Source organism: Thioalkalicoccus limnaeus (assembly GCF_041197575.1).
Classification (GTDB): Bacteria; Pseudomonadota; Gammaproteobacteria; order Chromatiales; family Chromatiaceae; genus Thioalkalicoccus; species Thioalkalicoccus limnaeus.
The window spans coordinates 63,087-75,877 of sequence record NZ_JBDKXB010000004.1 but is presented as its reverse complement, the minus strand read 5'-3'; the positions used below and the strand labels follow the sequence as shown (position 1 = coordinate 75,877).

Here is a 12,791-nt window from a genome sequence, read left to right as displayed (position 1 = left end):
GCGATGAAGCTCTTGCTGGACGTCGGCAACACCAGCCTGCGCTGGGTTGAGCTCCGCGACGGTCGCCTCGGCGAGGTCCGTGCCGTCCGTCACTTCGGCGGCGTGCCGATCGACCTGCATGCCGACTGGGACGATCTGGACCCGCCCGATCAGATCATTCTCGCCAGCGTCGCCGGCGAGGATCTGACCGCGTCGGTCGCTCGCGTCTGTCAAAGCCGCTGGGGGCTGACACCGATGTCCGTGCGCGTCAGCGACGGGGTATTCGGCGTCACGGTCGCCTACGAGGATCCCAGCCGGCTCGGCGTCGACCGTTGGCTCGCGCTGATCGGCGCCCACGCGGATTTTCCCGGGGACACGCTGATCCTCGATGCCGGAACGGCGGTGACCTTCGATCGGCTTCGGGCCGACGGACGACACCTCGGCGGCCTGATCCTGCCCGGCCGCGAACTGATGCGCGACAGCCTGTCACGCGGAACGCGAATCCCGCGCGGCGCACCGACGACCGGCGCGCCGGGCCCCTGGGCCACCGACACGGGCGCGGCAATCGACAACGGCATCCGGCTGGCCCCAGCGGCCCTCGCGATCTACCTGCTGCGCGCCTTTGCCGACGAGATCGGCCCGGCGCCGCAACTGCTGGTCACCGGCGGCGATGCCGAGACGCTGCTTCCGCTGCTGCCCGCTACGGCGCGATGGGTCCCGGACCTGGTCTTCCGCGGGATACGGCGGCTCGCGTGAGACGCTGAGCGATCCCGGCCATCAATGTCGCACCCCGACCGGCCGCGGCGCGGAGAAAACGGCCATCGCCGCAGGCCGGGTCCATGACGACACCCGGCGCCGCGTCGATGCCCCAGGTGACGAGGAAATCGCCAACGGCCGGATTCGTATAGTAGGCGCCCAGCCCTTTCTTTCGCGTCAGCGCACGCTCTGCCATCGTTGGCTCCAGTTGACCCGTCGGATCGCTGCGGCGAGCTAAGGGCGTTGGTCGGTGGGACGCCCAGCCTCCGGACCCGATAGTCACATGATTGTTTCGCAGCAACGTCGCTCAGGCAACCGCCGTCGCACAGCGATGCAACTTCCTTGTCTAACCTCCGTCCGCGATGGTTCGCCATGTGACGGGGTGACGCTGATCGCCATCGACGTTAGGATGGGAGGCCAAGTCCGTTGATCCAGGAGCCCCGCCGCGGGGTCAATTGCCCCTCGGCCGGCCGCGTCGCGACAGGAGTGATCCTCATGCCGAACCCCGAGCGCCCCTTCTATTTGGTCCTGATCAGTCTGCACGGCCTGATCCGCGCGAAGGATCTCGAGCTCGGCCGCGATGCCGACACCGGCGGGCAGATCCTGTATGTCGTCGAGCTGGCGCGCGCGTTGGCGGAGCGGCCCGACGTCGCGCAGGTCGATCTGTTGACGCGGCGCGTCGAGGACCCGAGCGTCAGCCCGGACTATGCCGAATTCGAAGAGCCTTTGTGCGACAAGGCGCGAATCGTGCGGATCGAGGCCGGACCGCCCGGATACATCCGCAAGGAGCAGCTCTGGGATCACCTGGACACCTTCGCCGACAACACGCTCGGATATCTCAGGGCGGCCGAGCGGCTTCCGGACCTGATTCACTCCCACTACGCCGATGCCGGCTACGTCGGCGCACGCCTCTCGCATCAACTCGGCCTGCCGCTGGTGCACACCGGGCACTCGCTCGGGCGCGTCAAACGGCGTCGGTTACTCGCCTCGGGGACCGGACGCGCCCTGATCGAGGAGCGCTACAACATGGCGCGGCGCATCAATGCCGAGGAGGATACCCTCGCCGCCGCCCGCCTGATCATCACCAGCACCAGCAACGAGATCGAAGAGCAATACGGGCTCTACGACCACTATCAGCCGGAACGGATGCGCGTGATCCCACCGGGGACCGACCTGGCCCGCTTTCGGCCGCCGGATGGTGACGAGGCCCAGGCGCCGATCGCGCGCGAACTGCGGCGATTCCTGCGCGAGCCGGACAAACCGATGATCCTGGCCCTGTCGCGGCCCGACGAGCGTAAGAACATCGCGACCCTGGTCGAGGCGTACGGCGAGTCCGACGAACTGCGCGACAAGGCGAACCTGGTCGTCGTCGCCGGCAACCGCGACGACATCAACGACCTCGACGCCGGCGCCCAGACGGTGCTGACGACCCTGCTGCTCGCGGTCGACCTGTACGACCTTTATGGCCGGGTCGCCTACCCGAAGCACCACCGCGCCGACGAGGTACCGATCCTCTATCGATTGGCGGCGGCCTCGCGCGGGGTCTTCATCAACCCGGCCCTGACCGAGCCCTTTGGTCTGACGCTGATCGAGGCGGCCGCGAGCGGCCTGCCGATCGTCGCGACCGAGGACGGCGGTCCACAGGATATCGTCGGCCAATGCCGCAACGGGCTGCTGATCGACCCGCTCGACAAGGCCGCGATGACCAAGGCACTGCTCCAAATCCTCTGTGACGCGACACGCTGGCGGGCGCTGAGCGCCAGTGGTCTGGCCGGGGTCAAGGCCAGGTACTCGTGGCAGGCCCATGCCGAGGAATATCTCGGGGCGATCCGACCGATCATCGAGCAGACGGCCCCAGCACCCCGTGCGGTCCCCGCGCGTCGACAGGTGCTCTATCACGACCGCGCGATCTTCACCGACCTCGACCAGAATCTGCTCGGCGACCCGGCATCGCTCGCCGATTTCATCCGCGTGATGCGCGAGAACCGCCAGTGCGCGAACTTCGGAATCGCGACCGGACGGCGTCTGGACTCGGCACTCGCGATGTTGAAACGCTATGGCATCCCGCAGCCAGACGTGCTGATCACGAGCCTCGGGACCGAGATCGCGTACGCCCCGCAGTTGACGCTCGACCGTGCCTGGACCCGGCACATCGACTACCTGTGGTATCCGAAGCGGGTACAGCAGGTGCTGGCCGAAATCCCGGGCCTGACGCTGCAACAGAAGACCGAGCAGGGGCGTTTCAAGGTCGGCTATTTCATCGACCCCAATACGGCCCCGCCGATCGAGGAGATCTCCAGCCTGCTGCACCAAGCCGACCTGACGGTCAACCTGGTTTTATCCTTCGGCCAGTTCCTCGACGTCGTACCCGTGCGCGCATCGAAGGGGCTCGCCTTGCGGTATTTCGCCGATCAGTGGGGGATCTCGTTGGAACGGATCCTGGCGGCAGGCGGCTCGGGCGCCGACGAGGACATGATGCGCGGCAACACGCTCGCGGTCGTCGTCGCGAACCGTCATCACGAAGAGTTGTCGCAGCTCGCCGACATCGACAGCATCTACTTCGCCGAACGGCCTTATGCTGCTGGGATCCTCGAAGCGATCGCCCACTATGACTTCTTTCGCGCCTGTCGCGTGCCGGCCAGCGCCGAGGACATCGGTCAGCCAACCTGACCTCGTCTCGTGGGGCCACCCGGGGGACGCCCGCTCGCGCCATACATGCCGAGCGTTCGCTGGCAGGGTGCCGTGCGGTTTGATCGAATGGGCCAGCGTGCGCAAAGACGACACCTGTGCGTGACGGCAATTCGAGCGCGTCGGCATCGTGCCGACGGGGGGCTTGCGCAAAAAAAGGCGGCCCCATGGACCGCCGAAGGACGCACAGCTCGATCGGGGAATGCCAAAACGCCTGGGCCACGAAGAGCATCGTGACACCTTCCCCCTGACTCATACCCTAGTTAAACTTTAGGCTATTTTTTGGCCTTCCGCGAGTTTCGCGGCCGACCTGGGTCTAATCTGCGCCACGACCCCAGATCCCGCGGACGGTGGGCGGGGCTTTCTCGGCGCCTCGGCCACCGCTCGCGAAGGCTGTCCACATCGTTCGCGTTCGGAGGTGGCCATGGCCCTGGTGTTGTCGTCACAAGCCTTTGCCGAGGGCGAAGAGATCCCGCGGCGTTTCACCTGCGACGGGGAAGACGTATCGCCGGATCTCGCCTGGAGCGGGATCCCGGAGGGGACGCAGAGCCTGGTCTTGATCGTCGATGACCCCGATGCCCCGAACCCGGCCGCACCAAGGATGGTCTGGGATCATTGGCTTCTGTACAACCTGCCGCCCGACTGCGCCGGACTGCCGGCCGCAGTGACCCGCGCGGCCCTGCCGCCGGGGACGGGTGAAGGGGTCAATAGCTGGGGTCGCACGGGCTATGGCGGCCCCTGTCCACCGATCGGGCGACACCGCTACTTCCACCGCCTCTATGCGCTGGACATGCGCGTCGCTGGACTTGGGGAGCCGACCAAGGACCAGTTGTTGCTGGCCATCGAAGGCCACATCCTGGCCCGGACCGAACTGGTCGGGACCTACGAGCGGTCGAACGGCTGATCCCGACCACCGCCCCCTCGGCGCCTAGGGGTATTCGAACGATGCCGATTCTTGGCCAAGCCGGCCAGAATCGGCCGCGCGCGAACCTTCAGCGGCGTTCGCGATCGATGATCAGGGTCACCGGCTCGCCGTCACCGATCCTGATCGGCCCGACCTCCCCCTCGAGATCGCCGGCCTGTGCGGTCGCGCTGCCCGATTTCGAGATGCGCGCCCCAACCATGACCTCGTCGAATTGCGACATCGGCCGCTCCGGCAGCATCGCCATGCTGTCATCGAGCCTGATCGTCAACGGCAGGTCGATGACTCGGGCCCGGGTCGCGGCCAATGGCATCGGCGGCCCATCGACGGCCCGGGCGTAGATGAACAGGGCGTCATCGGCCGCCGCATGGAACCACAGGGACTCGTCGAGATTGACCGACACGGTCACACCGGCCGCCGCGGCCTCCGGAGCCCTGTGCACCTCGTCCGCCGCAGCCGACTGATCCGCACTCGGTCCGACCGCTGGGGGACCACCGGCCCGATGACGCGCATCGGCGATCGAACGGCGCAGCTCATCGGCATCCTCGCTCGCTGGATCCATGCGTGCCAACACCCACTCCCAGGCCAGCACGGCCGCATTGTATTGCCGCCGCTCATAGGCCAGCATGCCCTCCATCCAGCGCGCGCCGACATTGTCGGGCTCGATCGCGAGCACCTTGCGGATCAGCTCGGCGGGAGCCCCCTCGAGGTTGCCGTCCCCGACGATCGCCAACCCCTGTGCGTAGGCGAGCATGACCTCCGGGTTGTCCGGGGCCAAGTCGAATGCGCGCTGAAAGGCCCCGAGCGCGCGGTTCGGCTTATCGATCGTGTAATAGGTCCGCCCCAACAGCAGCCAGCCATCGACATCCTTCGGGTTCTGATCCAGGCGTTTATGTAATCGCTGAACCAGCACCTCCAGCGACAGCGACTCGCCAGACCCGCCATGGGCCAATGCGGCCCCCGGGGAGCCCGGCGCCGCCGCTTCGAGACGCGGGATGATGTCGTTCGCGCCGATCTGCAGATAGAGCAAGACGGCACCGGCCGGGACCACGACCGCCAGGACCACGGCAATCCAGCGACCGCGCTGGTTCGAGGACGCAACCGCCGGCGCGTCGGTCGCGTCGAGGTCGCTCAGCAGCTCACGCTCCAAGTCGCGTCGCGCCGAGTCGTACTGATCCTGGCTGAGGTTGCCGGCGGAAAGATCCCGATCCAGTTCGCCGAGCTGCTGGCGGAATACCGCCAGATTCAACTCATCCTGGGCGATGCCAGCCGAAATCGGCCGACGATTGACGAGCGCGGGGACCACGAACACCAAGGCGAGGCCGGCGAGGCCGGCGGCAAATATCCAGAAGACGATCATCGACGGGGATCCTGATTCTGCTCGGCTCGCGGCGCGAGGATTTGCTGTAAACGGGCCTGATCCTCGGGCGAGAGGTCCTGCTCGGGGGCCGATTGCTTGCTGGCGAGCGCCTGTCTCAAGACCAATACCCCTATGAGGGCAAGAAGCACCGGACCGAGCCAGAGCGGCAAGGTCGACAGCCGAAACGGCGGTTCGTACAACACGAAATCGCCGTACCTGGCCAACAGGAAGTCGACGACCTCGTCCCGGGAAGATCCGGCGAGCATCATCCGATAGATCTCGTCGCGCAGGTCACCCGCCAAGCCCGCCTGCGAATCGGCCAGCGACTCGTTCTGGCAGACCAGGCAGCGCACCTGCCCGATCAGGTTGCGGAATTCGGCCTGGCGGGCCGGGTCGTCGAACTCGTATTGCTCGAGCGTGAAGGCTCCGGTCGGGCCGCCGAGGATCAGCCCGACCAGCAACACCGCCGGGATCATCGTGTGTCGCCAAGACATCAGCTCTCTGCCTTAAGTTGCTGGACCAGCGGCCGAAGGGTCTGCTCCCAGACTCTCGGATCCAGGGGTCCGATGTGCTTGTAGCGAATGATGCCCTGCCGATCGATGACGAAGGTCTCTGGGGCACCATAGACGCCGAAGTGAAGCCCGACCCGGTTGTCCGGGTCGAACGCGTTCCAGGTGTAGGGATCGCCGAAGACCCGCAGCATCTCGAGCGCGTCGTCGCGCTCGTCCTTCCAATTGAGGCCGACCACTCGGAAGCCATCGCCCGCCCCCTGCTGCGCCAAGGCCATCAGCGTCTTGTGCTCGGCGCGACACGAGGGGCACCAGGAGGCCCAGACATTGACGAGCGAGATGGCACCCTTGAGGTCCTCGTGCGTGATCGAACGATCCGGGTTCGTCAACGCCGGCAACTCGAATTCCGGCACCGGTTTGCCGATCAGCGGCGATGGGACCTTGCTCGGGTCCATCGTCAGGCCATAGCCGAGGAAGCCGACCAGCACCACGAACAGGGCCAGCGGCAACAAGGTCCAATTCTTGAATCGGTTCATATCAGGCCCTCGCGTTGGCTGCACCCTTCGGCGCCTTGAATGCCCGGGTCGCGAGCCGATAGCGTCGGTCGCTGATTGCGATCACGCCACCGAGCGCCATCAGGATGCTGCCGAGCCAGATCCAGCGCACATAGGGCTTGTAATAGACGCGCATGCTCCAGTCGCCATTGCCGAGCGGCTCGCCTAGCGAGACGTACAGATCGCGGAACAACCCTGGCCTGATCGCGGCCTGGGTCATGACCTGCGAACTGACGAAGTAGGTCCGTTTCTCCGGACGCAGCACCGTCACCAGTCGGTCACCGGAGTAGACGTTGACCAAACCTTGTTGGGCGCTGTAATTGGGACCCGGTACGGTTCCCGAACCCTCGAACTGGAAGCGGTAGCCGGCCACCTCGACATAATCGCCGGGCGAAACGCGCACATCCCGCTCGACCTCGAAATGGGACACCATCGTGATACCCACGATGAAGACGGCGACACCGACATGGGCGACCCACATGCCATAATAGCTTCGGCTATGGCTGCCGAAATCCGCGAGGATGCCGCCACCGAGACGGACCTTGTTGCGCCACCGCTCGACCAGACTCGCCAGATGCGAGAAGAGGACCCAAGCGGCCAGGGTGATACCGATCGGCACCCACAGGTACCCATGGGAGAAGAACGGGATCATGGTCGCGACCAAGACCAGGCCGGTCAGGATCAAGGCGACCCGCAGCTGCTGGACTAGGCGCCAGGCGTCATCCTGCTTCCAGCGGGCCAGGACGCCGGCGCCGAGCGCCAACGCGATGAACGGCGTCACGGCCACGAACATCTTGTTGAACCACGGGAAGCCGACCGAGATCTTGCCGAGCGACAAGGCCTCGTAGACCAGCGGAGCGAGCGTGCCGAGCAGCACCAGACTGCACAGCAAGACGAGCAGCAGATTGTTCGCGAGCAGGAAGCTCTCGCGCGAAACCAGCGTGAAACGTCCCCCACCGGAGACCGCCGGCGCCCGCCATGCGTACAGGGCCAGCGAACCGCCGACGACGACGCACAGAAACATCAGAATATAGGTGCCGCGCGCCGGGTCGGTCGCAAAGGCATGGACCGAGGTCAGGACGCCGGAGCGAACCAGGAAGGCCCCGAGCAGAACCAGCGCGTAGGTACTCAGCGCGAGCAGGACCGTCCAGCTCTTGAAGGCGCCGCGTTTCTCGGTCACCGCCAGCGAGTGCAGCAACGCCGTACCCAGGATCCACGGCAACAGCGACGCGTTCTCGACCGGATCCCAGAACCACCAGCCACCCCAACCGAGTTCGTAGTAGGCCCACCAACTGCCCAATGCGATGCCGATCGTCAGGAAACCCCAGGCAACCGTGGTCCAGGGCCGCGACCAGCGGGCCCACGCGGAATCGAGCTTACCGCCGATCAGCGCGGCGATCGCGAACGCGAAGGCTACCGAGAAGCCGACATAGCCCATGTAGAGCATCGGCGGGTGGATGACGAGCCCAGGGTCCTGCAATAGGGGATTGAGGTCGCGGCCATCGAGCGGGGCCGGGAAAAGCCGCTCGAACGGGTTCGATGTCAAGAGCATGAACAACAGGAAGCCGATACTGTTCATGCCCATGACGGCCAGCACCCGAGCGACCATCGTCAAGGGCAGGCTCTTGCTGAGCGCAGCCACGGCCGCCCCCCAAGCCCCGAGCATCAGGGCCCAGAGCAACAGCGACCCCTCGTGGGCACCCCATACCGCCGAGACCTTGTAGACATCGGGCAGCAGCGAGTTCGAGTTCGCCGCCACATAACGCACCGAGAAGTCATCGGCCAGGAAGGCGTGAATCAACGCCAGGATCGCAAGCGTCAGGAACACCAGCTGGCCATAGGCCAGGCTGCGGCCGGCGTTCATCCAATTGCGATTGCCGGTGAACGAGCCGACCAGGGGCAGGGTCGCCTGGACCAGGGCGAGCACCAAGGCCAGGATGAGCGCGAAATGTCCGAGTTCGGGGATCATCGGTCGGTGACCATCGAGTCGGCGCCATAGCCATGCGCCTGGGCTGTCTTCAACGCCTTCTCGACCTCGGGGGCCAAATAGGATTCATCATGCTTCGCCAGGACCTGCTCGGCGTAGAACACACCGTCCTCGCCGAGGCGCCCGCGGGTCACGACCCCCTGCCCCTCGCCGAACAGATCGGGAAGAATGCCGGTGTAGCTTACCAGCACCCGCTGGGCCTGGTCGGTCACCGAAAAATGAACGGTCAGACCATCGGGTTGCCGGAGGATGGTGCCATCTTCCACCAGGCCGCCGAGACGGAACACGCGATCCAGCGGGGCCTCGTTGGCCATGACCTGCGACGGGCTGAAGAAGTAGGAGACACTGGACTGAAGGGCGGTGATCGCCATCGCCGCGGCGACGCCGACGCCGCCGATGGCCAGACCGACGAACAGGAGACGCTTGTTTCTGGCTTTCATCAATTTCCTCCGCGAGCACGCATCCGAACTAATCGACCGAGACGCGTCAAAATGGTTCGACGCTGGCGGGACAGCAACACCACCTCGAGACCGAGCAGCAACAGGGTCATCCCGTAGGAGCCCCAGACGAAAAAGGCATAGCCGCCTTGAGACAGAAAATCCCTCATGACCGAGCCTCCTTTGCCACCAGCTCCTGAACCCAGGCCGACTCGGCTTCGCGCAGCAGGATGATGCCGCGCAGCCGAGCCAAGGCCGTCGCGAACGAATACATCCAGACCCCCAAGGTGACGGTCAACATCGCGAACAGGATGTTGGGCTCCATCTGCGTCAGCGACGAACGCTGATGCAGGGCCGCGCACTGATTCGGATCGGGACAATTCACTGACCAGAAGATCACCGGTACGCACACCAGGCCGACGATGGCCAACAAGGCCGCCGCCTTATCGGCGCGTCGCGTATCGTCGATCGCCGAGTGCAGCGCGATGTAACCGATGTAGAGAAAGAACAGGATCAGCTCCGACGTCAATCGCGGATCCCAGTCCCAGTAGGTGCCCCAGCTCGGCTTGCCCCACAGGGCACCGGTCCAAAGCGCGAGGAAGGTGAGGATGGCGCCGGTCGGGGCGACGGCGTTGGCCATCATGTACGAGAGCCGGGTATTGAAGGCCAGACCGATCGCACACCAAGCGGCCAACACGACGTAGAGCCACATCGACATCCAGGCCACCGGCACATGGATGAAGATGATCCGGTAGTACTCCTTCTGCGGGTTCGTGCCACCGAGTTGGTCCGGGGTCTGGAAGAAGCCCCAGTAGAGCCCGAGCAGGATCGCCGCCGCGGCGAGGATCGCGAAGACCGGGATGAGGCGGCCCGCCAACGGGTAGAAGCTGGCTGGTGCCGCGTACTTGAACCAATTGATTTTCATAGCCATACCCTCGGACAGACGGCCTACTCCAGCGCAATGCGCAGCGCCGCCGCCGAGGCGATGGGCGCAAACAACAGGGACAATACCAAGAAGGCGCCCAGCAGGTAGAAGAAGGGCTGGACCCCGTCAAGTTCCACGGCAACCGCACCGGAACCGTAGATCAGAACCGGCACATACAGGGGCAGGATCAGCAGCGACAGCAGGATTCCGCCCCCGCGCAAGCCGAGCGTCAAGGCCGCGCCGATGGCACCGATCAGGCTGAGCACCGGTGTCCCGACGAGCAGGGCCAGCATCGTGACCAGGATCGCCGTCTCGGACAGGTAGTATTGCATGCCGATCAGGGGCGCGATCAAGACCAGCGGCAGACCGGTCAACAGCCAATGGGCGCAGACCTTCGCCAACACCAACCATGACAAAGGCTGACCGGCGAGCAGCATCTGCTCCAGGGTGCCATCCTCGTAATCGGCCGCGAACAACCGTTCGAGAGCCAGCATCGAGGCCAACAAGGCCGCCACCCACACGACGCCAGGCCCCAGCTTGCGCAGGATCTCCTGCTCGCTGCCGACTCCGAGCGGGAACAGGCTGACGACGATGATGAAGAAAAAGAGCGTCGTCAGCACATCCGTGCGTCGGCGCATGGCCAGCGTGATATCGCGGCGCAGCAAACAGAAAAAAGCCCGCCCCATGGTCAATAACCGAACTCCAGATCGAGGCGCTGGACCTGCCCGGACGTCAGCGGCACCTCTTGATGGGTCGTCAACACCGCCAGCCCGCCGCGCTCGACATGCTCGGCGATCAGGACCTGCAACAGCGCAACCGCATCGACATCCAGCGCGGTAAAAGGTTCATCGAGAACCCACAAGGGCGCGCCGCTCACGACCAAGCGCGCCAGCGCCACCCGCTTTTTCTGGCCCTGGGACAGCATCTTGGTCGGCAGGTCCTCGAAACCATCGAGACCCATCCTGGCCAGTGCCTGCCACAAATCCGCGTCCTCGACGCCATCCCCGTCCAGCGTCGCCGAGATCCGCAGGTTCTCGATACCGGTCAGTTCACTCTTGATCCCGTTTAGGTGGCCGAAGAACAGCAGTTCGCGATGATACTCGTCGCCGAGCTCGCGGATGTCCTCGCCGCGCCAGTGGATCCGGCCCTGTTCGGGGGTGAAGAGACCGCAGAGGGCGCGCAGCAAGGTCGTCTTGCCGGTGCCATTGCGACCGCGGACGTGGAGCAAGACACCGGGTTCGAGACGGAACCCGACCGCGGAGAAAAGTCGGCGGTCACCGCGCCGGCACGCAAGATCGACAACCTCGAGCATAGTGAAGAGCCGCTGCTGGCCATTGCGGCCGCCGGGCCGAACCGCTGGACCTAGTGTATCTGAGACGAAGATCGCCGGCCCCGGTTGCTGGCTCGACGACACCTGGATGCGTTGATCGCAATCGCGGAACCTTAACCGCTCCGCGCCCTTTGCACAACCAGAGGCGGTTCGCCCGCGGCGCATGTCAGGCATTTCCCCCTCTCGTGTCGGAGCAGGCCAGCGCCTTTGGTCGGATCGCTGCGGCCTGGTGCCGGACCCGAGGCCGGTAGCGGGACAGATGGATTCCGCGCTCGGCACGCCCCGCCCCGGCTGCTACGATTCAGACTCCAACCCAGCGGCGACCGTCGTCCATTTGCCCGCGGGCGCCGGCCGGTGTAGCTTTATGGGTTTTTCGGAGGGGACCATGCCCGAGACCATCCGCATCGCAACCCGCAAATCCCCGTTGGCCATCTGGCAGGCCGAGCATGTGGCCGCAGTGCTCCGGGCGGTCCACGATGGCCTCGGCGTCGAGATCATCGGCATGACCACGAAAGGCGACAAGATACTCGACGCGCCGCTGGCGAAGGTCGGCGGCAAGGGGCTCTTCGTCAAGGAACTCGAACAGGGCCTGCTCGACGGGACCGCCGATATCGCGGTGCACTCGATGAAGGACGTGCCCGTCGACTTTCCCGCCGGCCTTCACCTGCCGGTGATCCTGGAACGCGAGGATCCACGGGATGCCTTCGTTTCGAACCGCTTCGCACGCTTCGACGAGCTCCCGCACGGGGCGCGCGTCGGGACTTCCAGTCTTCGCCGCCAATGTCAGATCGTCAGCCGGCGACCCGATCTCGTGATCGAGCCGCTGCGCGGCAATGTCAACACGCGACTCGCACGGCTCGACGCGGGTGACTACGACGCGATCATCCTGGCCGCCGCCGGTCTCATGCGCCTGGGCTTCGCCGACCGCATCCGCGCGCGGATCAGCACCGAGGACAGCCTGCCGGCGATCGGGCAAGGGGCGATCGGCATCGAGTGCCGCGACGACGACGAGCGGGTCATGGCGCTGATCGCGCCGCTGCACGATGCCGACACCGCCGACCGGGTCCGGGCCGAGCGCGCGATGAACGAGCGCCTGCATGGCGGCTGCCAGGTCCCGATCGCCGGGCACGCGGAACTGGTCGACGACGTCCTGCATCTCCGCGGTCTGGTCGGGACGACGGACGGGACTCGGCTGCTGCGCGCCGAGGCGCGCGCGCCGCGTTCCGACGCCAGGGCGCTCGGTCACGGCCTCGCCGATCGGCTTTTGGAACAGGGCGCCGGCGAGATCCTGGCCGCGCTCCAGTCACCATGATCGAGGCGGCCGGCCTCGCCGGGCGAGGCGTG

General features: G+C 65.7%; 13 protein-coding genes. 4 read left to right on the top strand and 9 right to left on the bottom strand.

The genetic code is table 11. The features are described from left to right. The first annotated feature begins 3 nt into the window (after positions 1-3). The 3 genes from ABC977_RS04580 (at position 4) to ABC977_RS04570 (ending at position 4,327) form a co-directional block, all read left to right on the top strand. Positions 4-735 (top strand): type III pantothenate kinase, encoded by a 732-nt coding sequence (locus tag ABC977_RS04580; RefSeq protein WP_369666062.1) that lies wholly within the window; start codon positions 4-6, stop codon positions 733-735. Positions 736-1,230: 495 nt separating this feature from the next. Beyond that, entirely contained in the window at positions 1,231-3,405 is a 2,175-nt protein-coding gene (locus ABC977_RS04575) for an HAD family hydrolase (RefSeq protein WP_369666061.1), read from the top strand. Positions 3,406-3,847: 442 nt separating this feature from the next. Next, the gene (locus ABC977_RS04570; RefSeq protein ID WP_369666060.1) at positions 3,848-4,327 is read left to right on the top strand and encodes a YbhB/YbcL family Raf kinase inhibitor-like protein; all 480 of its coding nucleotides are present in this window, start codon (positions 3,848-3,850) and stop codon (positions 4,325-4,327) included. Between the two features lie 88 nt (positions 4,328-4,415). On the opposite strand, the gene ccmI is transcribed toward ABC977_RS04570, so the two are convergent. From ccmI to ccmA, 9 genes are read right to left on the bottom strand one after another with little or no spacing between them, the layout of a single operon-like run. Then, entirely contained in the window at positions 4,416-5,705 is a 1,290-nt protein-coding gene (gene ccmI, locus ABC977_RS04565) for a c-type cytochrome biogenesis protein CcmI (protein WP_369666059.1), read from the bottom strand. Continuing rightward, positions 5,702-6,199, bottom strand: a complete 498-nt coding sequence (locus ABC977_RS04560; protein WP_369666058.1) for a cytochrome c-type biogenesis protein — start codon at positions 6,197-6,199, stop codon at positions 5,702-5,704. The genes ccmI and ABC977_RS04560 overlap by 4 nt, the downstream gene beginning before the upstream one ends. Further along, on the bottom strand, positions 6,199-6,750 hold the full coding sequence (locus tag ABC977_RS04555) for a DsbE family thiol:disulfide interchange protein (RefSeq protein ID WP_369666057.1): 552 nt from the start codon (positions 6,748-6,750) through the stop codon (positions 6,199-6,201). Before ABC977_RS04555 ends, ABC977_RS04560 begins: the two co-directional genes overlap by 1 nt. 1 nt (position 6,751) lies before the next feature. Then, positions 6,752-8,737 (bottom strand): heme lyase CcmF/NrfE family subunit, encoded by a 1,986-nt coding sequence (locus ABC977_RS04550; protein WP_369666056.1) that lies wholly within the window; start codon positions 8,735-8,737, stop codon positions 6,752-6,754. Next, on the bottom strand, positions 8,734-9,195 hold the full coding sequence (gene ccmE / locus ABC977_RS04545) for a cytochrome c maturation protein CcmE (RefSeq protein ID WP_369666055.1): 462 nt from the start codon (positions 9,193-9,195) through the stop codon (positions 8,734-8,736). The genes ABC977_RS04550 and ccmE overlap by 4 nt, the downstream gene beginning before the upstream one ends. Beyond that, positions 9,195-9,362, bottom strand: coding sequence for a heme exporter protein CcmD (ccmD, locus tag ABC977_RS04540; protein WP_369666054.1), 168 nt, complete (start codon positions 9,360-9,362; stop codon positions 9,195-9,197). The genes ccmE and ccmD overlap by 1 nt, the downstream gene beginning before the upstream one ends. After that, positions 9,359-10,117 (bottom strand): cytochrome c biogenesis protein CcsA, encoded by a 759-nt coding sequence (gene ccsA, locus ABC977_RS04535; protein WP_369666053.1) that lies wholly within the window; start codon positions 10,115-10,117, stop codon positions 9,359-9,361. The genes ccmD and ccsA overlap by 4 nt, the downstream gene beginning before the upstream one ends. A 23-nt stretch (positions 10,118-10,140) precedes the next feature. Continuing rightward, complete coding sequence (ccmB, locus tag ABC977_RS04530; RefSeq protein ID WP_369666052.1) at positions 10,141-10,803, bottom strand: heme exporter protein CcmB; 663 nt, start codon at positions 10,801-10,803, stop codon at positions 10,141-10,143. A 2-nt stretch (positions 10,804-10,805) separates the two neighbouring features. Next, positions 10,806-11,429, bottom strand: a complete 624-nt coding sequence (gene ccmA, locus ABC977_RS04525; protein WP_369666051.1) for a cytochrome c biogenesis heme-transporting ATPase CcmA — start codon at positions 11,427-11,429, stop codon at positions 10,806-10,808. Between the two features lie 403 nt (positions 11,430-11,832). On the opposite strand from ccmA, the gene hemC reads away from it, so the two are divergent. Continuing rightward, positions 11,833-12,759: a hydroxymethylbilane synthase gene (gene hemC / locus ABC977_RS04520; protein WP_369666050.1), complete on the top strand. Its 927-nt coding sequence runs from the start codon at positions 11,833-11,835 to the stop codon at positions 12,757-12,759. Positions 12,760-12,791 lie beyond the last annotated feature (32 nt).

What these genes read in the sequence shown, in the direction of transcription:
- ccmA (WP_369666051.1), bottom strand. Translation starts at nt 11,429, where the DNA reads ATGCTCGAGGTTGTCGATCTTGCGTGCCGGCGCGGTGACCGCCGACTT.
- ccmE (WP_369666055.1), bottom strand. Translation starts at nt 9,195, where the DNA reads ATGAAAGCCAGAAACAAGCGTCTCCTGTTCGTCGGTCTGGCCATCGGC.
- hemC (WP_369666050.1), top strand. Translation starts at nt 11,833, where the DNA reads ATGCCCGAGACCATCCGCATCGCAACCCGCAAATCCCCGTTGGCCATC.
- ccmI (WP_369666059.1), bottom strand. Translation starts at nt 5,705, where the DNA reads ATGATCGTCTTCTGGATATTTGCCGCCGGCCTCGCCGGCCTCGCCTTG.
- ABC977_RS04580 (WP_369666062.1), top strand. Translation starts at nt 4, where the DNA reads ATGAAGCTCTTGCTGGACGTCGGCAACACCAGCCTGCGCTGGGTTGAG.
- ABC977_RS04560 (WP_369666058.1), bottom strand. Translation starts at nt 6,199, where the DNA reads ATGTCTTGGCGACACACGATGATCCCGGCGGTGTTGCTGGTCGGGCTG.
- ccmB (WP_369666052.1), bottom strand. Translation starts at nt 10,803, where the DNA reads ATGGGGCGGGCTTTTTTCTGTTTGCTGCGCCGCGATATCACGCTGGCC.
- ABC977_RS04555 (WP_369666057.1), bottom strand. Translation starts at nt 6,750, where the DNA reads ATGAACCGATTCAAGAATTGGACCTTGTTGCCGCTGGCCCTGTTCGTG.
- ABC977_RS04575 (WP_369666061.1), top strand. Translation starts at nt 1,231, where the DNA reads ATGCCGAACCCCGAGCGCCCCTTCTATTTGGTCCTGATCAGTCTGCAC.
- ccmD (WP_369666054.1), bottom strand. Translation starts at nt 9,362, where the DNA reads ATGAGGGATTTTCTGTCTCAAGGCGGCTATGCCTTTTTCGTCTGGGGC.
- ccsA (WP_369666053.1), bottom strand. Translation starts at nt 10,117, where the DNA reads ATGAAAATCAATTGGTTCAAGTACGCGGCACCAGCCAGCTTCTACCCG.
- ABC977_RS04570 (WP_369666060.1), top strand. Translation starts at nt 3,848, where the DNA reads ATGGCCCTGGTGTTGTCGTCACAAGCCTTTGCCGAGGGCGAAGAGATC.
- ABC977_RS04550 (WP_369666056.1), bottom strand. Translation starts at nt 8,737, where the DNA reads ATGATCCCCGAACTCGGACATTTCGCGCTCATCCTGGCCTTGGTGCTC.